Consider the following 22,865-nt stretch of genomic DNA (forward strand, 5'->3'; position numbering starts at 1 on the left):
TCGTACGGTTAGGCATGGACCTTATCTTGATCTGTGCGAGAGTGTTGTGGCATCGTTTTTTGATAAATATGATCGACCCAGTCATGGGCGACACTTTGCGCAGCTTCTACAAATGCAGCAGCAAAATTTCGCTCGTTTTGCCAATAGCGAGTAAGTACGCCAAAGGAAGATAAGTAGGGCGATACCTGCACTTGCTGGGTATTCGGATCAGTCCGCATAGCGCGGTAGGATTCGTACCCCAGTAACTGAATTCCACCTGTTTGGTAATTTTGCTCGGTGTGAGGGCGCAACTCCCCTCGTGCGATGAGCGATTTGACTAGGTTGTCTGGGTGGCGCGCTAGTTTAAAGCTTTGTCCTGCTGCTAAAATAAGGCCATCTGCATGGAGTTGCTTTTGGGGCTGTCCGAAGGTAACCACCATGTCTGTTTTAGTCACTTTTATCGCATCCTTGTGCTCATAACCTAGCTGACAGCTAGACAATATGCCAGCTTCAAACAATGCGATCAATTTTTGCGCATTGAGCAGCGGAATAGGCACTGCCGTGCGAATAAAATGGGTGTCGAGTACACTGTCATACCGCTGCTTTTCATCTGGCTTCAAATAGCGATAAAACTTCATACGCCTGACTCGTAATAAAACATTGTGGATCAGTGCATTATCTTGAGGCAGCGTGGCATCGTACTTGAGCTTTTCCAATGCCGAACTAAATGGTGGGTGAGCGACTTCATGCCAACCAATAGCCCCTTCTGAAGCATCTTTGAGCTCTTTATCAATGAGCAGCAGTATGTCATCCAACGTGAGGCGCTTTCCCTGTTTTTGTTCTAAATCGAAGAACGTCTCCTCTGTTAGGTATTTAAACTGGTGTTCAATGCGCTTATCTCGTACTGCTGGGAAAAAACCACAGCGGCTAAGTGCATGGATTTTTAGCTTAATCGTGTGCTCATCGGCGATGAATGCGGTGGCATCTCCTTGTGTGTTGTGACTAAATTGCCCAGACTCCACTAATGATAGGATGGCGTCAATTCCGCTTGGCCCCATACCTTTGATGCAAATGTGTTTAGTTGTTTCTTTACCTTGTTGAAGCTGTTTTGTTAGCCAAGAGTTTAGTCTTGAATACGGATAGGGCGAAGTAAGTACACGGTCATCATATTGGCTTTGCTTTATGCTATTCCAATGGCCTGTTGCAAGTAGAACTTTGTCGAACACCTGAGTGGTCGCATTCAAACTCGCGGATTGGCGAAACTGTAGTGCAAACCCCTCTTCTGTTGATTGGCCATCGAGTACTTGGCAATCATTGAAATGTCTCAGCCTCATACCATTTTCCTTGGCAACGAGACAGTACTGTGTGAATCGAGCTTTGAGGTATAGCCCAAATAGCGCTCGTGGGTAAAAGGCGTCTTGGTCGGGTTGCCAGAGCGCGACGTCTTCTAGGTCTGGGTGAGTTACTTTAATGAGGTCAGGCACTTTCTTGGCCAACTCTGTCCGTCGTTCACATAGCCAGTCATAAAAATCATTGTCAAATAGCGCCATCATGTAAGTTTGGTTGTTACACAAATGCGTGGGCAGTAATTCTTCATTGCAATAGGGATGACCGGGTCCATTGTCTTGACGCTGCTCTATGGTGACCACTTCAATATTGCGACAATCTAGTTTAGACGCGATGAGCTGCTTCACTAGGTGTACTAATGCCGCTGTCCCCGAAAAGCCAGTTCCCACGATGCAAAACTTAGTTATGTTTTTACTTTGCATGGTTTAATTTCCTTTTACTGACCCAGCTGAGCTGGGCCATACCTGACTACAGGCTCTCGAGTGCCAACTTTATACGACTGGCGGCCTCTTCAAGTGTTGCCTTAGTTCGGCCGCAATTCATACGAATAAAATGCCGCAGTTGCTCACACCCTTCAGCGAAGTGCATGCCGCCAATGGAAGCTACCTTGGCTTTTTCTAAGATAAAGGCTTGCGCGGTATCAAACCCTGCCGCTGTAATTTTTTCGCCATAGCTTGAGATGTCGACAAAAATGAAGAAGCCTCCTTGCGGTACTGGCGCAACGACACCATCAATGGCATTGAGCAGATCAGTATAGTTTTGCAAATTTGCTCTGGAGTCTATGGCACGTTGATGAGCAATGTCATCCATATAGGCTTGCATGGCTTCATTCGTCGCCACCTGTGCATAGGTTGCGGCAAATGAATTAAGGTTAACCTGTACGCGAGCCATCATAGTCACCAACTTAGCAGGCGCACAAATATAGCCAGCTCGATCGCCGTGCATGCCATATGTTTTGCCGGGGCCTGTGACAATCGTAGTACAGTCTCTTAGTGCATATTGGGTATGATCTTTGTCGGTAAATGTATAGGCAGAAATGGTCTCTGGGCCATCTAAAATATGTGACTCATAGGGGCAATCAAACAACACTTGGATCGCTGGCAGGTCGCGCTTGGCACGCTCAATATTATGTTTGGCAATAACATCGGCCAATTTACACTGTTCTTTGTATGAATAAATTTTTCCTGATGGATTGACGCAATCCCCTAGGATAATCATTTTAGTTTGATCGGTAATGGCAGCTTCTAGTTGTGCGGGTTGCATACCTTGTTGATAAAAATCATCGACCAATACCGGGACCATGGTTGCATCGTGCAGTGCGAGCATATCGGCATAGTGAGGCCAATTCGGCAAGGGAACAATCACTTCATCTTTTGGATCGAGTAGTGTATGAAATGCGACAGTAATTGCGCCTTTGATACCGCCTGGTGTCACCATGACTTCATCAGCAGGTGAATATCTTAAACCACGCAAGCGAAATACTCGGTCGCTGATTGACTCGCGTAAAAACGCAAACCCAGTGACCGGCGCAAATTCATGAATGGCTCTAGTATCATTTTTGATGAAATTGATCACCGCGTCGTCAATACGTGTGTCGGCCATGTTGTCTAGCGTTCCAATACTAAGGTCGATGACTTGCTGTTCTGAATTGGCGTTGATACTGGCTATTTTGGCTTTCGTGCCATGGGTAATTGAATCCCTAAGAGCAAGCGAAGTCTGAGAAAATACTGAGTTATGCATAAACCTCTCCCTGCTCTTGGGCCTCTAATTGCAAAGTCTTTTCAAACATCGCTTCCCACATCTCTTCTTGTACTTTGAGCATTTCGTTGGCACCAAACATAATTTCATTGAGATCGCTCTGTGATTGACAATTATTGATGACACATTGGCGGGCATCTTCTGCGTGACGCTCTTCCACCCCATTGTCTACATGAGCATTAAAATAGATTTCCACCTTGTTTAGGTACTGCTCTTTATCTAGATGCTCACGGGTTAAACGGAACCCTTCCCTAAAGGCTGTGAGCATGTGATCAGCATGGGTTTCAAGAGCCATAGCAACACCTAGCATTCTCTGGTAACTATTTGAAATAAGTGATGTTACTCGCTCTCGATAGGCCAGTGTTTCAGGTAAAATATAACGGCTATTCTTTGCATCTATGACCTTTAAAGGGTGTAAATCAAACTCCATACCACCAAATAAATTTAATGCATTTTCCATGAATACTTCGTGGCAGTGGGCTTTATTACCCATGCCTGTCTCTTCACCAAGAATATAAGAGAATAAGATTAATGTATCCATGTCATTGACTTCTGCAGCTCTTGCACAAACATGCGCAATTCCTTTTACCGTTAACTCAGTGCGATAAAAGAAGTTGGCCCTAAATAATGCATAACTTTCAGGGCTCCATTTATTTTCTGCTAAGTGTAAAAAGTACTTGTTTTTAAATATTTTATGATTTTCTAATTCGGTTAAGAACGCATCAAGCTCAGCTTTTTGATTAATGTTATTTGCAGACATATGTAATTCCTTTTTGGTTATTCAAGTTTTTTAAACGGACAGCTGTTAATGCAAAAGGATTGCTGTTTTAAGAGTATTTGATCGATAGTTAAGATCAAAGTATTAGACCTATGTCTAGGTATCGTCTGCGTTTCAGATAAAGGTATGATTATGATATTGAGGTTGATTGTTATTCTTATTTGGTTTGTGAGGTAATTTAAATGACGGTTTCAAGGTTTTATTTTACTAAATATGATATCTGGTTGTTTAATATAGTTTTGATGAGGTAGATGAGCTTATTAATAAAAGTGGATTGTTTTACTATTTTTAAAGGTAACAGGTTGTTACTAATTTAGTTGGGTAATAAGCTATTATTTTTTATAAAAAAATGAAATATAAGTGATGGAAAGGTGGATTTACTTTATCTCTTTTTTGTTGCAAGTGGTCTAACCATCATGTAGTGAATAAATATTTTTATTTTTTCAATTTTAGCTGATAGTAAGAAGCTATTTTATATTTTAAGGTGAAAGGGGGGGAACAATGGCACTATTGCATTGTGAACATGCATGGCAAAACTGAGCTGTTATACCTTAGTACTCGCTGCGTGATGCCGTTTTTTGTATTGACTAGGTGTGAGATCAGTATGCTTTTTAAAGGCAGTATAAAATGCAGACTTGGAGTTAAAACCCACTGCCATGGCGACATCAAGGATTGTCTTATCTGTTGTTTGTAAATATTCCTGCGCTGCAATAACACGGTATTTATTTACGAAGTCAAAAAAACGCACTCCCAGAGTTTCGTTTAATGTTTGCGATATATAGTTGGGTGACGTGTGTATATGTGCTGCGAGCTTTGGCAATGATAAAGCGGCATCAAGGTAAAGTTGGTCCTCCTTCATGGCCTGTGCTATTTTTTTTGCAATGTTGGCCGCTTGATTTGTACTCAGTGCACTGCGTTGGTATTTTTGTTCCTTGTTATCTGTTGCTTCATTGACAGAGACAAATTCGAACGCGTTTGTGTCGGCACAAGGCGCTGAGCCATAAAGTTCTGCGAATCCTGGTTTTTGTCTTAGCCCCCAAAGTGCTAGACTATATATCACCACAAAAACCATCAATGCATATAACTGTGCATCATAGTGTATCGGGCTAAAGAGGTTGTCGAGAACCAAGTTAACCGCGGTAAATACCCATGCCCCACCTACGATAATCAGTAGCCAGTTTAACCAACGTAGTTCTTTTTGTTCGGTTGAGGCAAACACATCCTGAAGTTGTGTACGGTAAATTCTTAGTCTCACAACGATTTTGTAGGCGTACCAAGTAGACTGTAATACCCAGCCTAATACGCTCAAAAATGCAGATATCAGTAAGCCATAAATGATATTGCGGATAAGGTTAGGCGCTTTTTCAACAACACTGAGTTCTTCTGTAACTAATACTGCATGTAAGTATTGTGTTGGTAAGCAAAACGCAACTAAGGCAATAAACCCACCAAAAGCCGCAGGCACCAAATGCCGACTATCCCTGAGTTCAAGTTGCCAGGGTACTTGGTTGGTTAGTCCCTTAGTGTATAGCCATAAACAAGGCGCAATTAACAGTAGAGCTGGTAACGACAGAATGAGACTGAACACTTGAAACTGAGGTACCAGCTGCTGGATTGATGGCATGCAATTGACCACGCCAATCGACATTAAGCACAGCGCCAAAGGCCAATACACTTGTTTGCCATGTGCGCGCAAAACCAGTTGATGGGTGCTAAAGAGGATGATGCACAGCGTCGCAATATTGAGAGAAAAGAGAATCGGCTGATCACTCATCTGTTGGCTCCGTGATTTTGTTTATATATTTAAAGTAAGCTTTATTTACAAAGCCCTAGTATTATTTAAGACGCTTATTTCAGGTGCTTTTCAGATGAAAAGTGTCCTCGCCAATAAGGCTGGACGAGACTTTTTCTGGTTTGCGACATAGTGGATGCACGATTTAGCAAACCCAAAGAGAGTAATCAATGGCAGCACAAATTCAGCATACTAAACAGGTGATTAAATTCAACTGGCCCGTGGTGAGCGGGTTATTATTAATAACGGCGATACCTGGTATCCCTGCTATTTTTATCGTTGCCTTAGTCTTACTAGGCAGCGGTGCTGTGGCAGGGGCATCGGATGTTATCAATGCTCAGTACTTTGCAACTCCAGCAGCGATACTAACGCATGCATCGGCTGGGGCGCTCTTCTTTTTGATGATGCCTTGGCAGTTTTCACCCCGCATGAGAGTGTGTCGGCCTACGTTACATAAAGTTGGTGGCCAACTGGTTGTAGTCTCAGGCTGTGTCATGGCTATTTCAGGAGTTTGGATGCATTTGATGCTTACACCCAATGAACTGGGTGGGCGTTTTGTGTCGCTGTTGATCATGAGCGTGGCGATTTGTGGCGCTTTTTGTGCAGCCATCGCACATGTAAAAAAAGGACGTATTACACAGCATAAAAAATGGATGATACGGGCTGCAGCCCTTGCTTTAGCAGCAATTACCCCTTTATTTACAGGAGCTTTGTTACAGCTTGTGTTTAGCGCGTGGGAAGGTGTTTATGAAACCCTACTGGCATTTCATCATAACTATGATCGACTCATCGCCATGGTGATTAACTTGGTCATTGTGGAAGTGATTATTAGGCAAAAGAGCATATCTCAACCCAGTACACTGGCTTTATCTGAGTAGTTTTATTGAAAATAATGTGCTTTAAATATTTATTATCAAAAATATATTGAAACTGATTTGATTGCAAAAGCCCTTATCAAGAAAAGCGTTGCTGGTAATCTTACTAAGTACGGCTCATGGTAACGATGACGAACACAAAGGGGTAAGCATGAAAAAGACCGTTTTAATTACAGGTTCCACTGATGGTATTGGGCTTGCGACAGCAAGGACATTACTATCGATGGGGCACCGAGTGCTATTGCATGGTCGTAGTCAGAGTAAACTGGACTCGGTTTATAGTGAATTGTCAGAGCAGTTTGGCCAAAATGTGGTGTTTCGCTATCGCGCTGATCTATCAATTGCGCAGGAGTTGAGGTCATTTGTTGCAGCGGTGCGTCTAGATCACGATAGCTTGGATGTCCTGATCAATAACGCGGGTGTTTTTAACACCGCACAAACTGTGTCCGCAGATAATTTAGATATACGCTTTATGGTCAACACGATTGCGCCTTTTATTTTAACAGCGCAATTGCTTGCATTACTTGAGCCGCAAGGTCGGGTTGTTAACCTATCTTCTGCGGCACAAGCACCCTTTAGTGCACCTGAATTAACAAAACCAAGTGCGCTATCCAATGGTACGGTTTACGCAAAAAGTAAGTTGGCACTTACTATGTGGTCTAGCGTCCTTGGCGAGAAATATAAAGACAGTGGGCCAATGATCGTTGCGGTGAATCCAAAGTCATTTTTGGGGAGTAAAATGGTGCATGAAGCCTATGGTATGCAGGGAAGTAGCGTGCAGCAAGGCGCTGATATTTTAGTCGAGGCAGCGCTTTCAGATGCTTTTGCACAAGCGGGAGGCTTATATTTCGATAATGACATTGGGCAGTTTAGTGCGCCACACAGCGCCGCGTCAGACCCTGTGTTAGCTGATGATCTCATAGCGACGCTGGCATCGTTATCGGCGCAATTAAACTAAAACGGCTATTCCCAATAAGGTACGTCACCAATGTAAGCTTTGAGATAATCAATAAAAACCCGCACTTTGGGTGCCAATAAGCGTGAATTAGGATAAACGGCCCAAAGTGCAGTATCGTTGACCAAAGGTGTGTCTTTGAGTATTTGAACAAGCTTTCCTTCCTGCAGTGCTTGGTAAGCACACCACATAGAGCAAAGTGTTATACCCATCCCGCGAATGCAGGCATCTCTTATTGCTTCCCCATTATCAATTTGTACGCCACTGTGAGGTTTAAATTTTATATTGCCCGGTGAATTGGCAAACACCCAATGATCTATGCCGGTTAAATTGATAGTGGGGTGTGATTGCAACTCTTCAGGTGAGTGTGGCATACCATATTCGGCGATATAATCAGGAGAGGCGCAAAGAATACGCGTATCACTCGCGAGCTTGCTGGCAACTAGACTGGAGTCACTGAGTGCGGCATTGCGTATAGCTATATCGAACCCACCCTCAACCATGTCTACGATGGTATCACTCAAACGCAGGTCAATCTTTAGCTCTGGGTAGATCTGCGTAAACTCTGCCAGCGCTGGCACAATGTGCATGCGCCCGAAAGAAGCAGGAGCGGTGATCCGTAAGGTACCTTGTGGGGTGTGACTACCAGCGCCAATTGCCGCTTTGGCGCTCTCGATATTTTCTAAAACGGACTCTGCATGGGGTAAAAATACGAGCCCTTCTTCTGTTAAAGACACCTTGCGTGTTGTTCTGTACAGCAGCTTAGTGCCCAGTGTTTCTTCGAGTTTATTGATGTGAGCGCTGGCAACGGCTGCGGATAAGCCCAGCTCCTTTCCAGCTAGGCTGATATTGTGCGTAGCGGCAATGCGGGTAAATAGCTTTAAATGTGCGATATTCATTATCAATAAAATCTTAAAACTGATTGTAATTATGTAGATATTATCAAAATTATAGTTAAAAAATATACTAAATCCATTCAATCAGTGAGGATTTAATTATGAAAGCAATGACAATCAATTCATTTGGTAGCAGCGACGTTTTTGTTGAATCAGAGGTAGCAAAACCTGAAGTAACAGCTGGCCACGTACTGATAAAAGTAATGGCGAGTAGTGTAAATACTGTAGACACTATGATCCGTGAAATGGGTCCTGCGTTGCCGCTTTCCCCTGCATTGCCTGCCATTCTGGGTATGGACTTTGCGGGTGTTGTTGAGTCTGTTGGTGCGGACGTAGACGGTTTTCAAGTAGGAGATGCAGTTTACGGTTGTGCAGGAGGTTTGGCGGATCTTCAAGGAGCGCTTGCACAGTACATGGTGGCTGACGCCAAACTCATTGCCCACAAACCTAAGCGTTTAAACATGGTGCAAGCTGCGGCATTACCTCTTGTAGGGATCACGGCTTACGAAGGCTTGCAACGTGCGGGTATCTCGAGTGGACAAAAGGTATTGGTGCATGGTGGAGCAGGAGGAGTGGGCCATATAGCATTGCAGTTGGCGAAGCACTTTGGTGCAGATGTATATGCTACTGGTAGCAAAGATACACAGCTTGAGCTGATAAAGCAGCTCGGTGCCACGCCTATTAACTATCAAACTGAATCGGTCACTGATTATGTAGCGACGCACACCGAAGGTGCGGGTTTCGATTTGGTGTATGACTCAGTCGGCGGTGGCAACTTACTGAACTCCTTTGAAGCGGCTGCACTCAATGGCCAAGTCGCAACGACCGTATCATTGGCGGAGATTGATTTGTCTGTCGCTCATTTTAAAGGTTTGTCCTTGCACGTGGTATTTATGCTGATCCCAATGCTGCATAACGTGAAACGCGCAGAGCATCATCAAATTCTCGCCGCAATGGCTGATATTGTGGATTCTGGAAACTTAACCCCTGTACTGGATAACAGCACTTTTTCATTTGCTGAGATAGCTAAAGCGCACGACAGGCTGGCCAGTGGTCAAGCGATGGGGAAAGTGATTGTCAGCAATCAGTGGTAATTGGCGGCCAACAGAGAAACACTGACAATATTGCAAAGATTAAAATAGGTGCGCTTTTTGGGCACTGCCGCTATTATAAATTTATGATTCTAAGTTTATGAGTTGTCAGTGTCTTTTTACTTGTTATCACTATTACTGATTTTTGCGTTATTTGGGGTCGCTTCCACTTACTTGCTGCGCTTTATGTATTGCTACTGGATCAAAAAACGATTGGTCTTAAAATATTTGGGGCTTGCGGGATTGTGTGTGGTATGTGTTGTGCCACTGGTTGCACTGAACTATTTTCTGGCTGGGTAGATAGACAGTAGCTAGTCAGCTACTGTCTTTTCACTTATTTGAGCACAATGGATTGGCAGGTACTGCTGATGCACAAGGCTTGTATAGGTAAAACGGGTTCACACATATCACTGGCAATCGCGTCTCTATTTCTGGCTTTCTCTTCAGCTGTTATTAGTTGTGCTGCTCGCTCTACTTGCGCTTCATCCACGTTGCGAGAAGAATACACCAAATATTTGCTCGGCCCGCCGCACGTCAATCGCTCACCGACGGCAATGACCTTACACTGAAAGCTTGCATCACAGCCTTTATCCGCAATGAGTTGGTCGAGTGATCCTTCTTCATGCTCAACCTGTTGCTCTGTTGCTGTGTAAGAGGTCTCACACCCAGCTAAAAGCGTAAGTGCTATGCCAAAGATCGTACCGGCCTTTCGCTTCATCGATAGTCCCTAATTGGTGATTTGTTTGTGCCCTCTAGTTTAACACAAGTATTTTCAATACATTGCGTTGCCGGTTGACGTAAATGTTCGCAAATACTGATCATGCCTGTTTTGGCGTTATACTGTGACTCTGCGTGGGTTAACTTTTTAGCCAATTCATAGACCTTTTTTTGGTCAGCAGTTTTGGTTGAAAACACTAAGTAACTAGATGGTCCACCGCAAGCTCTACTCCCTACCGGAATTGCCTGACATTGACTACTGCTATCACAGCTTTTGTCTTTAGTAATGAACTTTAAATAGGCATATTGATTTTTAAGTGTTGCTTCATCAATTGCGCCTTGATCGTACTTGGCTATTGGTTCAGCTTTGGTGACTATTGAAGCTGGAAGAGGCTTACTGAGTCCAGCATCATGGCGAGTGGCTGACTTAGTCTGCAAAGTTGCAGGTGCCTTTGTGTTTTTAACTTCTTTCGTTTGTTGTTGTGGCTTTTCCGGTTGCGTTTGCTCTGGGCCGGCTTCCGTACTTGAACATCCTGATATTATTACTAGGCTAGCGAGTGTTAGCTTAAGTGCGTTCATAATCTATCCTGTTTTTTTATTCACAGTGTGCCGCGCTTTTTCCTTAGATACAAGTGAAAGCGTTTGAGGGTAAGTGAACTGACCCTGAGTAAAATCTACACAATTAATACTGAATTGTTAAGTTGGCCACTGCTCACCTTTATTGATGCTGAATAGCGTCAAGTGAGCAGTCCAATTGTGTAGTTGCAGTTCACACCCTCTATAAGATTAGAGCGCTTTTAACTTACAGACCACCCTCGGTGAGCTTTTGCGGATCAAGCAAGATTTTTAGCTCATCTTCGCTCAGGTCCGTGTGTTCTGCTGCAACTTCAATAATAGGGCGTCCTTCTTTATATGCCAACTTGGCGATGGCAGCCGCTTTTTCGTATCCGATCACAGGATTAAGGGCTGTAACCAAAATTGGATTGCGGGACAGTGCCTGTTGGATACTTTGCTCATTCACTTTGAATGTGGCGATAGCTTTATCCGCCACCAAACGGGATATGTTTGCAAGTAACTCAATACTTTGCAAAATATTAAAAGCAATAACAGGCAGCATCACATTTAGTTCAAAGTTACCCGACTGCCCGCCAACAGTAATGGTTGCATCATTACCAATGACTTGCGCACTTACCATCGCTGCGGCCTCTGGGATCACTGGGTTTACTTTCCCAGGCATGATAGATGAACCCGGTTGTAGCGCCTGTAGCTCAATTTCAGATAAACCCGCCAGTGGACCCGAATTCATCCAACGCAAGTCATTGGCGATTTTCATATTCGCGACTGCTAACGTTTTTAATTGGCCAGATAGCGCTACAATGGCATCCTGTGAGCCTATATTGTAGAAAAAGTTTTGGCTCGGGCTGAAGCGAATACCCACATTACTGCTGAGGTATGTATTGAACGTTGCAGCAAATTGTTTATCTGCATTGACGCCTGTACCTACAGCAGTGCCGCCTTGGCCTAACTGATACACTTTATCAAGCGCCGCTAAAATGCCTTCATAGGCAGAGTCGATTTGTTGTTGCCAGCTGCTAAGTGTTTGAGCAAATGTCACTGGCATGGCATCCATTAAGTGGGTACGACCAGTTTTAACGTGATGACCTACTTCTTTACTCTTTCTCTCGATTGTTTGCGACAGGTGCTTCAATGCCGGTAGGAGTTCATAAACGGCCGATGTTGCACTACTTACGTGAATAGCTGTTGGGATAACGTCATTAGAGCTTTGTCCCATATTAACGTCATCATTGGGGTGAATGGTTAAGCCACTTTGCTGGCTAGCGAGCGTTGCGATCACTTCATTGGCATTCATATTGGAGCTAGTGCCAGAACCTGTTTGGAATACATCTACAGGAAATTGATCAAGGTGCTGACCGTCAATGAGTGCTTGGCAGGCTGTTGCAATGGCTTTTGCTTTCTCTTTGTCTAAGTGACCAAGCTCAGCATTCGCTTCAGCTGCAGCTTGCTTGATATAGGCAAGAGCGCGAATAAAGCTATCTGGCATGGTTAGCCCACTGACGGGAAAGTTATTCACAGCACGTTGCGTCTGTGCTTGGTATAGTGCTGTTTCAGGTACTTCTAAAGTGCCCATGCTATCAGATGCGGTACGGTAAGTTGTCATACTGACTCCTAATTAAAGGGATTGAATTCGTGACTAATGATCCTCGCTTCTCGCTCTAGGCGGTAAAAAGGTGCCATGGAACGATGTTGTTTTTTGTAAAATCGTTTTAATGCGAGAAGGGGTTTGTGAAGTTGTTCAAAGCATTGCTGTCTAAAGCTTTGGTGGACCAAAGGGTCGGCAATGTGGTTGAGCAACTCAAAAAAGACACGTCGTAAATAGAGTTCTTGTAGTAATACGCAGGGTTTTCGCTCGTACCATTTGGCTAAGTTAAAACCGTCCTCAATAAATTGTGCCACATGAACGGGGGCATCAAGATGAGGTCTTTGGCATTGTGTATCTAAGCGGGGCTGAAACTGACAAAGGACTTGAGGTGTAACCATAGCGCATTATATTTTAGTGTAACGATAATTATTATCATTACACTAAAATAGGAGATTAGCAACCCTTGCTCTAGGGATTGTATTGACGTATTGGCTACCTAGTTGTAGCCGAGAATGAATTGTTCGGTGGTTTGCTCTTTCTCTTGTTCTTTACTACTCAGTAAATCAGCGACCTCTTGTTGATAATTTGGTTCTGATTCTGGTGTGTTGGGCTCAGGAATGTGACCTAAACTCAAATTGGGCATATGTGTTACTTTAGAACATTTCATTTTGGTATCTCCAATTAGGGTATTTGAACGGGCTATGCTTAAGTACTTATAGCCAATACACATTTTTTTGCATACCATATACCAAAATTTTTTTCTCTTTATTAATCAGCACAGTAATTAAATTTCATCGATTAAAGTTTGCAATACTTCAAGAAAGTTGCATCAATTAGGCGCGTAATTGATCAATTTAGGTGCAAAATGACAAAACCTTTCTCTCAAGCGTGTGAAAATAATAAAGATCCCATATTGCAAAAGTTAGCGCCGTTTCTTTTTGGTGCGACTCAAGTATTGGAAATTGGTTCTGGTACAGGGCAGCATGCTGTGCATTTTGCACAAGCGCTGCCGACTTTAATTTGGCAGACCTCGGACTTGCGGCATAACCACGGTGGTATTGTGAGCTGGTGTGAAGAAGCAGACCTCACCAATTTGAGATTGCCATTGGAGTTGGATCTGAATATTGAAAGTTGGCCCCTTGAAAATATCCCAGTGATATATACCGCCAATACATTGCATATTGTATCAGCGAAGCTGGTTGAACAGTTTTTTAAAGGTGTTGCTGCACATTTAGCCGTTACTGGTAAGTTAGCTATTTATGGGCCTTTTAATTATCGTGGTGATTTTACTTCACAAAGTAACGCCGAGTTTGATGCTTTTTTAAAAATGCGCGACCCGAAAAGCGGTATTAGAGATTTTGAATGGATTTGTGAGCTCGCTCAAAAAGCCGGTTTGGCATTGGTGCATGATCACGCAATGCCAGCAAATAATCGCTTATTGCTCTTTAAACGGTAACAATGATTGGCACTGTTGAAAGTAGTGTGCAAGTTGGTTACGTTCAGTAGTGATAAACTCTGCGACGGCTTGCTTAAACAATGGGTTTGTTAAGGTATGGAATGAATGAGTGTAAATCGGCTCGAAACCACGGAGCAGTTTATGCTCTCCTTGTGCACCTGCATCAAATCGTTGCAACCCGTGTTTGATGGCTCTTTCTATACCTTGGTAATAACACAGCTCAAAGTGCAAATGTTCGCTTTCTTCAAGTGCTCCCCAGTAGCGTCCGTATAACGTATTGCCATCTTGTAAGTACAAACTGGCTGCGATAAAGCCACTGTTTTGGTAATTTTCGTCGTTTCGGTATGCGCAGCACAAAGCGGTATTATCTGGTAAATTTGCAAAGAGTAAGGTGAAAAACTGCTGAGTTAAATAACCGTTATGCCCTGAGCGCTTGCGGTAGGTGCGGCAATAACAAAGATAAAACTGATAAACTACGTCAGGCGTTATTTGCGCTTTATTGAGCCACCTGACTTGAATATCCGATTTGCTGATCTGTGCACGCTCTTTTTTAATCATTTTGCGTTTTCGTGCTTTCATGGTGTCTAAAAACGCATCGAAGTTTGCGTAACTGCGGTTGTGCCAATGAAACTGAATTCCGTGGCGTTCCATCAGTTCTCCTTTGGGCCAGCTCTGCGTAATTGGCTCAAAGTTAATATGCAGGCCAGACCAAGCATGCTCTGTCGCTGCCTGATCTAGCGTATCCAAAATATATTGATGTAAGGCGTTTGAATGAGATTGACACAGCAACCTCGGGCCAACAACGGGAGTGAATGGCACGGCACTAATCCATTTGGGATAATACTCAAGGTTATGGCGCTCATAGGCCTCAGCCCATGCCCAATCAAACACGTATTCACCATAAGAATGGCTTTTTATGTAGCCTGGCAAGGCTGCGATAGGGTGCTGTTGATGTTTGCTGTAAATCACTAAGTGGTGAGGTTGCCAGCCAGTGTGCCCCCCTACTGATTGACTTTGTTCTAAAGCATGGAGCCATTCGTAGCTGGTAAACAGCGTGTCGCCAGCTAGGCGCTGCCAATCGGCCCTAGACACCTTAGATACAGCGTCAATAAATCTATGTTCGAATGCTTGATTACCTAACATGATTGTCCAAAAATGCTGTTAATTGCGTGATCATACCTGTGTAATCTGGGTTGAAGGTTGCACGTGCAAGCGGTGTATCAGCGGCTTTATTCTCAGCATGATGTTCACCAAAAGAGACATTTTTCGCGTTTTTACATGCGGCGTATGCATTGTTATCCTCAAAATAACTACCACAGTGGCGGTAGTGGCCAGTTTCGCCGTAGTAAGGGTGTTCTGGTGGCATTAGTAACCCCACGTGTGACATGTCTTTGATCTTTTCTAATTGGCTGACTTGTGTCACAGCGATGCCGTCACTCACAGCCACTTGGTTATTGGCATAGAGTCTGAGCGCTATTTCGGCGCTGTGTTTTTCAGCCCAACGACTGAGCAACTTGAGTGTTGCTTGACTGTCGATGGTTGCATCGACATCACTCATAATGGCCAAAACTGGCAGGTCATTGGGTACTTGGGTGTTCATCATCTCGACCATAACGTTATGTACAAGTGCTGCCGCAGCTAACGGAAAAGACTCATATTTAGCAAAATCTAAGTCAGCATCTTTATCCAGCCAATCAACAAACGGCAGCCAATCAACCCACTGAGCTAGCCAACTTTTTTTATTGTGAGACTCTGTTGCTGGGGCAACTAAAACTAGCGCAGCGAGATTTTTTGGCCGTGACTTTGAGACTTCGATAGTTGCAAGGGCTGCACCCGTTGAAAAGCCCATAATGGCAAATTGCTTAAAATCTGCTGCGGTACGCTTTATGGCATATTGCACATGTTGTTGCCAATCCTGATTGCTGACATGACGCAGATCATCAGCCGCCGTACCGTGGCCCGGCAAAAGCAATGTTCTCACATTAAAACCTTGTTTATATAAGTCATGTGCTACTGCATTGAATATATAGGGTGAGTCTGTCAAGCCGTGAATGAGCAAGATGGCTTTGTTATCGTTCGTTTGTTTAAGTTCATAGGGCGCAAGGTGATCAGCTACTTTAGTTGCTTGGCCTTGAGATTGAGTTAAACGAGGGAGTGGGCAAGGTAAGTATGCGCGTTTATTACGAGCTTCAATCAAAGCTTTGGTGTTTTCAATATAGTGTGTAAAAGCTAAGTCATTACTCACCGAAATTGTTGCACCACCCACGTCGTTGGCGACACGGTATTCACCAGCTTGTTTGCCGTCAACAAATTGCTGAAGACTTGCTGGCAAGGTCGTGCAATCGTGTGCCGCTACGTCGATAGTGCAAAGAATAGAGATTAACCCGATGAATTTTTTGAGCATAATTTTGCGTAATGATCTAAACATGCACCTAGCTTATCGCGATCAAGGGGTTTTGCAAGGTGGCTATTAAAACCAATCGCAATGGCATATGCCTTGTCTTCTGGCATTACATCAGCAGTCAGTGCCACGATTGGTAAGGTATCTTGATCATATGTTTGCCGCAATGTTGAAGTTGCTTGATAGCCATCTAGCACGGGCATCTGGCAATCCATTAATACGAGATCAAACTGATTTTCTTGTATGCGAGCAACGGCCTGCTGGCCATTACTCACCAATTGGTACGTAACATTAAATGACGCAAGCATAGATTTGATCACGATTTGATTAACGGGGTTGTCTTCTGCAACTAAGATATTGAGGTTTTTGATCTGCGCTAAATCATATTGCTGTGATTGAGTGTTTGATGCATCGCCAAAAGGGCAACGCAGACTAAAATAAAACTGACTGCCTACATTAGGCGTACTATCAACTTTGAGACTACCTGACATTAGGCCGCTTAACTCTTTGCAAATTGCTAGTCCTAACCCTGTTCCGCCAAAGCGCCGAGAGGTTGAGCTATCAGCTTGAGAGAACGGGGCGAAGACTTGCTCTAATTGACTTGTTTCAATACCGCTCCCTGTATCTGCCACTGTAAACTGGACGCGGTAGTCTGTGGCACTTTCGGATATTTCACAGTGCAAGGAAACTTGGCCAGATTCAGTAAATTTGATTGCGTTGTTGCATAGATTGATAAGTATTTGCTCAATTCTCAGTTCATCTCCTTTTAACCACAGTGCATGCTCTACATTGGTGTGTAATTTCCAATTTAGGCCTTTTTCAGCCGCACTGACAGCAAAAAAGCCATCTAACCTTTTGAGCAACTCTTGAAGATTAAAACTGTGCTGTTCAATTTGTAGTTTGTTTGACTCAATTTTTGTAATGTCGAGAATATCATTAACCAGATCGAGCAGGGTTTTGGCTGCCATATTAATATTGTCGATATAACCTTGGAGTGTGATTGGAGATTCGGTAGTACGAGTCAAGGATGCAAACCCTATCACGGCATTAAGCGGCGTGCGGATTTCATGACTCATGTTAGCAAGAAAGCGACTTTTAGCTTGGTTGGCCTGTTGCGCATCTTGTAGTGCAAAATTTAAAGACTCGGTGCGCTGTGCAACGAGGTGGTTGAGCGCGTTGTTTTGATAGTTATAAAGCAAAACGATAAAGGTAATAAGCGCACAAATACTGAGTTGCAAAGTCAAAAGCCAGACTGTTTGCTGGTGGTTAAGCTCGCTAATATAGCTGTCTTTTATTGCCAGAGTGAGTCGCCACGTTTGTCCTGCAAATTGGATCTGAGTGGCGTAGTGCGTACTGGTATTATAAGGTCGCTGTGTGGCGTTATGGTTACTATAAAATGGGGTGTCGCTATTGCCATCATAAAAAGCCAAATCGTAATTGCTGGCGAGTGTCGTTTTTAAGACCGAATTTAACAGCACATCCGTTTGCACAACTCCAATTGCGTAACCTGTAATGTCGGCATGGCTATCTTGCTTTGTTTTACTTTGTTCAAAGACGGGGGAAAATAACACATACGCAGATTTTGCTGGCGTCGTTTGGATGAGCTTTACGATGTTGGTGGCACGCGGTTGTAAAATTATTTCAGGGTCTTCTAGGGCGGCTTTTCGGTTAGCTCGCGAATAGATATTAAACCCCAGCGAAGTGAAGTTTTCAGCCTGAGGCGACACGTATTTTACTATCACTAATGGATCGGTAGGGGACAACGGAGCCCCTTGAATATTAACTTCGTTACGGTAAAGCGTGTCGAGCTCGGCCTGCACTTGCTGTGTCTGTGACTGATGGGCTCTTTGCCCCCAAGAAAGCGCAAATAAGAACGGGTAGCGTTGCCTCTGCTGTTCAGCGATTTGATCGAATTGTGTATGGTCAAACTCAGGTAGCGACTGCAATTTTACCGCCATACCTTGCACTGCAAGCATGCTGAGGTTAACGTGGCGCAGTACCAAATTTTCAATGATATTGATCTCGCGTTGCGCTTCTCGTTTCGCTGCATTTAAGTTACCTAAATTGTATAAATATGTGGTTGCGGTCACTGACATAAATAAAATTGCACAGGTAGCAAACATAATCCGCTTATGCTGATATGGCCGTTTAGTAAATACCATGATGTTAAGTAACATGAGTAACAGCGGCGTAAAGATCAATATGCCGAGGCTATCACCTAGCCACCAGGCAATAACGTTTTGCCAGTGCTGTGAAAATGCATACAGTGGGTTGAAAAGACTCAGTGACAACATGCCGATATTGGCCGACACAAGATTGACAGAGATACCAACTAACAATACGTAATAGGCAATGTATTTTCGAGAGCGCATCAACAGAGGATCGCCAAGCCATAAACGCATCAAATAACCACCGATCAGCCCTTGGCAAAGTGCGCCAAAAGCAACAATCATGACTTGCAACACATCACCATAACTATTCAGCGGTGATTGCAGACCAAAATAAGTGGTCCAATTAAACAGCACGGAGGCACAGAATATTGCAGGGGCAAATCGCCAACCCCATAAAAAACAGCCAACTAAAGCAATGCCTGCTGGCAACCAAATTGGCAAGACTTGATCTTGAAAGGCAAATAGCGTGAAGAGCTTACCGAATCCAAAATAGCCCAAAGTAAGCAATGCATAAGCGGCTATATTATGTAGTGGCGAGCGAAACTGAACTTGCATGAATTAATTGCCTTTCAAAGTCATAGTGGCACTCCACGTTTATTGAAGGTCTGCTTTAAAACAATCGTTGACTCTACCGCTGCAATGTAATCTAAATTAGCGAGACTATGCTTTACAAAGTGTTCGTAACTAGGCAGGTCTGCTGCAATGATTTCAAGTAAGTAATCATGACTACCTGATACGACAGAGCAACTTCGTACTTCTTTTAGTACATCCACATGCTGTTCAAAGCTTTCGGCTGCCTGTACTGAGTTTTTAGTTAGGCGAATAAATGCATACACTAAAACTGAATAGCCGACCGCTTGCGGCGAGATATCTGCATGATACCCCAAAATTACGCCATCTTGTTGGAGTTTTTTGACACGCCTTAAGCAGGGGGTATCCGACAGGCTGGCTTGTTCTGCCAGTGCGGCGTTACTCAGTCGAGCATTATTTTGCAATGCGCTTAGTAAAATACGATCTTTGTTATCGATATCGGGCATATTAGTTAAATCTGCTAAATTTTTTATTAAAAGATAAGTTATTCACTAATTGAGTTTAACGATTATCAGGTAATTGGCAAATATCCCTCGGCTACTTTTGTTAGCCTGTCAATGATGTAATTTTTAGGATTTTGGCAATGACGCAACTAACAAAAGATTTTGATATCTGGATAAGAAATGATTTTGTCGGACTCAATGATAAGCTCGAAGCGGTTTACCGCACTCAATCTGATCGCGCTAATGTAGAAGGCGCGGGTGAAGAACTTAAACAGCAACTTTTAACGCAAGGCGAGCAGCACATAGAAGCACTACTTGCAGAAGGAAATACAGACGAAGGCTTTGACAACGCTTTTGATTTACTGGGTAATGTTGGCTTGTATATGGCCGCCTGTCGTCGTCATGAAATAACTGAACCCAGTCGGGAGCGCTACTCACCACTTAAGGCTGCATCCGCATTGGCCATGCATATCGGTTCTTCCATCGGTGTAACTCCGAGGTTTGCGACAGCTCATTTGACCACACACAATACCGCAATAAATGGCGTTTATAAGCGTTTTACAAGTGACCCCGCTGAACAACTATTTATCGACTACAATACTCGAGGCATTTTAGCCTATAAACGTGCAGCAGAAGCATTATCAAAAATTCAGCCTTTGGGTATTTCCCACCCCATGACGCCAGCCTTATTTGAAGAAGTGAAACGCGCTTTACTTGATGTCATAGCCTCGAACCAAGCCTTGTTCAAGCAATTGGACACCGAATCTTTCTTTTACGTTGTGAGACCTTATTACAAGCCGTACCGAGTTGGAAAAGAGGTTTATCGCGGGGCAAATGCAGGTGACTTTGCTGGTATCAATGTCATAGATTTAATGCTCGGCTTATGCCGTGCCAATGATGTTGATTATGCACAGATTTTGGTGGAAAAGTTGCTGTATATGATGCCCGAAGATCAGGCGACATTGCGTGAATGTATGCGTTTGCCTAATTTAATGGATGCATTTCTTGAGGCACAAACTTGTCGTGACCAAGCTTGGTATCAGCAGGCATTAAAAGCGTTCTTACAAGCCTGTAAACTTCATGGCGATACTGCAATTCAACATCATAACCAGTTGGTGGAGAAGTATATTTGTCACCCCGCTAAATATATGGCCAGTAATCATTTGGAGAAAGTAACCGCCAGTGGACCACCGCTTGAAGTGTTGCTTCAGCAATTAGCGACTTTAAGAGATAAGCGTGCAGCGGCTAGACGGAGTGATTTGGAAACACGTTTCGCAGATATTCAGCAGCTCAGAAGCGCACTCCATGAGGGGAGCAACAATGCAAGCGCATGACTTTTATTTGCCTTCGCAGGATTATTTACTCAGTCATTCCGTGGGACGGATGCTAAAAAGCGCACAAGAAGACTTTAACCGTCAGTTTATGGCGCCTTGGCAGCAGCTCAATCAAGAGCCTTGGGTTCAGTGGCTTGAGGGAGTTGAGCGATTTAGGCTTACTCTTGCTGGTTTGTTAGGGGGCAGTACCTACGAGTTTTGCCCACAAACAAACTTGTCTGGTGGGTTAACGAAATGGCTAATGAGCATTCCAGACTTTCAAAATAAGAAAGTGAAGATACTGCTGAGCGAGCATGACTTCCCCAGTATGGGCTTTGTATTACAACAAGCACTTCAAGACGTTGAGTTGACTTTCATACCCGACTCAGAAGACATGAGTTGTATAGACACGTGGCAGCGTTACTTAACCACTGGTTATGATTTAGTATTTGTTAGTCACGTGTACTCTAACACCGGTCAACAAGCTCCTGTGAGCGATATCATCTCGTGTGCAAAGCAGAAAAACGCCCGTGTTGTGGTCGATATTGCGCAGTCTGCTGGTATTTTGTCGATTGATTTACATCAGTGGCAGGCTGATTGTGTGGTGGGTTCCTGTGTTAAATGGTTATGTGGCGGTCCTGGTGCTGGATACCTTTGGGTGAACTCTGCGACGGTGTTTGACTGCCAGCCAAAGGATGTCGGGTGGTTTTCTCATCAAAACCCATTTGAATTCGATATTCATCATTTTGCGCCACATGACACTGTATTGCGCTTTTGGGGCGGTACACCTTCGGTAGCGCCCTATATTTTGGCAGGACATAGTATTGACGCATTTGCCCAAATGGGAAGCGAAAAAGTGCGGGCGCATAACTTAAGTTTGCTAGAAGAAATTTGGCAGGCATTATCACCTTGGTGTATGTCGCCACAACATCCGTCAAGATGTTCGGGAACTGCCATTATTAATCCGGGTAAACGGCTTCAAGTGTGTACCCAAGCTTTGAAAGAGCAAGGAGTGGCCATTGATGTAAGAAAATACGGCATACGCGTGTCGCCACACATTTATAATAACCATGAGCAAGTATCGCGCTTTATTGACATTGTGCAGCGTTTTGTTGATTAGAGGGCTATTTAGTCAAACCCTAATGCGCGTTTGGTTTTGGCTTTGACGGAGCGCCAATGCGTGACAGGAACGCTTGGCGCCTGATTTTCTAACTTTTCAAAGTCTATATCTTGAAAATCTATTTCGCCTTGATGGGCTAAAATAACGGTACATGGCTTTAGTGTTTTCACTAATTCCAACGAGTTTCGATATCGATTAGGGTAGAACACGGGATAAGGGGGAATGAAAACTCCTCTAACTTTGACGAATAAATCGGCGACATATATGCAATTACGCGTTTGATGGTAAAGAGACAAGTCGCGGTCAGTATGACCTGGTGTATGTCTGGCTTGCCAATCTTCGAAGCCAGGTAAAGGCTCAGCATCTTCAAGGTAATGATCAGCATTTAACTTGCGGGCATACCAGATATTTTTTCTTGCTTTGTTTTTTCTACCAGCTACCCACAGTGCCAAAATCATATCTGACCAATGCATTAATATGCCATCTAAACCACTGTACCAGTGTCCTGCAATATTGGCTGTTGCTATTTGTGCGCCGGTCATAGTTCGCAGAAGATGAGCGCCGCCAGCATGATCGGGGTGCATATGGGTGACAACCACCAACCTCAAGTCGGTCACAGGTCTAGATAGCGTATGTGTAATGTAATTACATACTGTGTCTACATCTGCTCGACAGCATCCATCAAGCAACAGGAGTTTGTCAGAGTATTCGACTAAGTAAATTTGTTGAATGTAACCTTCAATAAAATGGATCTGCATAATCACACAAGCCAAAGCGAGTTCATCTTTTTATTGTTAACACATCTGACCAGTTGATTGAAAGAGAAAAGTGCAGTAAAAAAATGATTGATGTACGAAAAGAAACAAATGATGTAACAAATTTTGGGCATAAAAAAACCGTCCAAAGGACGGTTTCTTCACAAAGAACTGGCGGAGGGGGAGGGATTCGAACCCTCGATAGGGCTACAAACCCTATACTCCCTTAGCAGGGGAGCGCCTTCAGCCACTCGGCCACCTCTCCG

20 protein-coding genes and 1 tRNA gene are annotated in these 22,865 nt (G+C 43.8%); 6 read left to right on the forward strand and 15 right to left on the reverse strand.

From position 1 onward, the window contains the following. Nucleotides 1-8 precede the first annotated feature (8 nt). The 4 genes from N482_RS13400 to N482_RS13415 form a co-directional block, all read right to left on the reverse strand. Nucleotides 9-1,748, reverse strand: coding sequence for an FAD/NAD(P)-binding protein (locus N482_RS13400; protein ID WP_063377511.1), 1,740 nt, complete (start codon nt 1,746-1,748; stop codon nt 9-11). 46 nt (nt 1,749-1,794) lie between these two features. Continuing rightward, nucleotides 1,795-3,066 carry a pyridoxal phosphate-dependent aminotransferase gene (locus N482_RS13405; protein WP_063377512.1) on the reverse strand — a complete coding sequence of 424 codons (1,272 nt, stop codon included), beginning with the start codon at nt 3,064-3,066 and terminating at the stop codon, nt 1,795-1,797. Beyond that, nucleotides 3,059-3,844, reverse strand: a complete 786-nt coding sequence (locus N482_RS13410) for an iron-containing redox enzyme family protein (RefSeq protein WP_063377513.1) — start codon at nt 3,842-3,844, stop codon at nt 3,059-3,061. Before N482_RS13410 ends, N482_RS13405 begins: the two co-directional genes overlap by 8 nt. 562 nt (nt 3,845-4,406) lie before the next feature. Further along, nucleotides 4,407-5,636, reverse strand: a complete 1,230-nt coding sequence (locus N482_RS13415; protein ID WP_063377514.1) for a helix-turn-helix domain-containing protein — start codon at nt 5,634-5,636, stop codon at nt 4,407-4,409. A gap of 188 nt (nt 5,637-5,824) precedes the next feature. Between N482_RS13415 and N482_RS13420 the strand changes: the two genes are divergently transcribed. Further along, nucleotides 5,825-6,532, forward strand: a complete 708-nt coding sequence (locus N482_RS13420) for a DUF2306 domain-containing protein (protein ID WP_063377515.1) — start codon at nt 5,825-5,827, stop codon at nt 6,530-6,532. A 148-nt stretch (nt 6,533-6,680) separates the two neighbouring features. Continuing rightward, complete coding sequence (locus N482_RS13425; RefSeq protein WP_063377516.1) at nt 6,681-7,487, forward strand: SDR family NAD(P)-dependent oxidoreductase; 807 nt, start codon at nt 6,681-6,683, stop codon at nt 7,485-7,487. Nucleotides 7,488-7,492: 5 nt separating this feature from the next. Here N482_RS13425 and N482_RS13430 read toward each other — a convergent pair whose 3' ends face one another. Then, nucleotides 7,493-8,383: a LysR family transcriptional regulator gene (locus N482_RS13430; RefSeq protein ID WP_063377517.1), complete on the reverse strand. Its 891-nt coding sequence runs from the start codon at nt 8,381-8,383 to the stop codon at nt 7,493-7,495. Between the two features lie 98 nt (nt 8,384-8,481). Here N482_RS13430 and N482_RS13435 point away from each other — a divergent pair, with 98 nt between their 5' ends. Next, nucleotides 8,482-9,474: a zinc-dependent alcohol dehydrogenase family protein gene (locus tag N482_RS13435; protein WP_063377518.1), complete on the forward strand. Its 993-nt coding sequence runs from the start codon at nt 8,482-8,484 to the stop codon at nt 9,472-9,474. Between the two features lie 331 nt (nt 9,475-9,805). Here the strand turns inward: N482_RS13435 and N482_RS13440 are convergent, their stop codons facing one another. The 4 genes from N482_RS13440 to N482_RS13460 form a co-directional block, all read right to left on the reverse strand. After that, complete coding sequence (locus N482_RS13440; RefSeq protein WP_063377519.1) at nt 9,806-10,189, reverse strand: hypothetical protein; 384 nt, start codon at nt 10,187-10,189, stop codon at nt 9,806-9,808. Then, the gene (locus N482_RS13445; RefSeq protein WP_081227946.1) at nt 10,186-10,767 is read right to left on the reverse strand and encodes a hypothetical protein; all 582 of its coding nucleotides are present in this window, start codon (nt 10,765-10,767) and stop codon (nt 10,186-10,188) included. Before N482_RS13445 ends, N482_RS13440 begins: the two co-directional genes overlap by 4 nt. A gap of 223 nt (nt 10,768-10,990) precedes the next feature. Further along, on the reverse strand, nt 10,991-12,367 hold the full coding sequence (locus N482_RS13450) for a class II fumarate hydratase (RefSeq protein WP_063377520.1): 1,377 nt from the start codon (nt 12,365-12,367) through the stop codon (nt 10,991-10,993). A gap of 478 nt (nt 12,368-12,845) precedes the next feature. After that, nucleotides 12,846-13,016, reverse strand: coding sequence for a hypothetical protein (locus N482_RS13460; protein ID WP_155730589.1), 171 nt, complete (start codon nt 13,014-13,016; stop codon nt 12,846-12,848). Nucleotides 13,017-13,214: 198 nt separating this feature from the next. Here N482_RS13460 and N482_RS13465 point away from each other — a divergent pair, with 198 nt between their 5' ends. Continuing rightward, nucleotides 13,215-13,805: a DUF938 domain-containing protein gene (locus tag N482_RS13465; protein ID WP_063377522.1), complete on the forward strand. Its 591-nt coding sequence runs from the start codon at nt 13,215-13,217 to the stop codon at nt 13,803-13,805. Here N482_RS13465 and N482_RS13470 read toward each other — a convergent pair. Genes N482_RS13470 through N482_RS13485 form a run of 4 tightly spaced genes read right to left on the reverse strand, consistent with a single transcriptional unit; the run spans nt 13,785 to nt 19,414 of the window. After that, nucleotides 13,785-14,948, reverse strand: a complete 1,164-nt coding sequence (locus tag N482_RS13470; RefSeq protein WP_063377523.1) for a GNAT family N-acetyltransferase — start codon at nt 14,946-14,948, stop codon at nt 13,785-13,787. The two genes, N482_RS13465 and N482_RS13470, sit on opposite strands and share 21 nt — an antisense overlap. Further along, nucleotides 14,938-16,209, reverse strand: coding sequence for an alpha/beta hydrolase (locus tag N482_RS13475; protein ID WP_063377524.1), 1,272 nt, complete (start codon nt 16,207-16,209; stop codon nt 14,938-14,940). Before N482_RS13475 ends, N482_RS13470 begins: the two co-directional genes overlap by 11 nt. Then, entirely contained in the window at nt 16,185-18,932 is a 2,748-nt protein-coding gene (locus tag N482_RS13480) for an ATP-binding protein (RefSeq protein WP_063377525.1), read from the reverse strand. Before N482_RS13480 ends, N482_RS13475 begins: the two co-directional genes overlap by 25 nt. Nucleotides 18,933-18,952: 20 nt before the next feature. After that, on the reverse strand, nt 18,953-19,414 hold the full coding sequence (locus N482_RS13485) for an Lrp/AsnC family transcriptional regulator (protein WP_063377526.1): 462 nt from the start codon (nt 19,412-19,414) through the stop codon (nt 18,953-18,955). Nucleotides 19,415-19,551: 137 nt separating this feature from the next. On the opposite strand from N482_RS13485, the gene N482_RS13490 reads away from it, so the two are divergent. Beyond that, on the forward strand, nt 19,552-20,745 hold the full coding sequence (locus tag N482_RS13490; RefSeq protein WP_063377527.1) for a PrnB family protein: 1,194 nt from the start codon (nt 19,552-19,554) through the stop codon (nt 20,743-20,745). After that, complete coding sequence (locus tag N482_RS13495; protein ID WP_063377528.1) at nt 20,732-21,844, forward strand: aminotransferase class V-fold PLP-dependent enzyme; 1,113 nt, start codon at nt 20,732-20,734, stop codon at nt 21,842-21,844. Before N482_RS13490 ends, N482_RS13495 begins: the two co-directional genes overlap by 14 nt. Before the next feature lie 8 nt (nt 21,845-21,852). Here N482_RS13495 and N482_RS13500 read toward each other — a convergent pair whose 3' ends face one another. Next, the gene (locus N482_RS13500) at nt 21,853-22,602 is read right to left on the reverse strand and encodes an MBL fold metallo-hydrolase (RefSeq protein ID WP_063377529.1); all 750 of its coding nucleotides are present in this window, start codon (nt 22,600-22,602) and stop codon (nt 21,853-21,855) included. Nucleotides 22,603-22,771: 169 nt separating this feature from the next. Further along, nucleotides 22,772-22,864 (reverse strand) — tRNA-Ser (locus N482_RS13505). Nucleotide 22,865: the final 1 nt, after the last annotated feature.

The organism is Pseudoalteromonas luteoviolacea NCIMB 1942, assembly GCF_001625595.1.
Taxonomy (GTDB): Bacteria; Pseudomonadota; Gammaproteobacteria; order Enterobacterales; family Alteromonadaceae; genus Pseudoalteromonas; species Pseudoalteromonas luteoviolacea_A.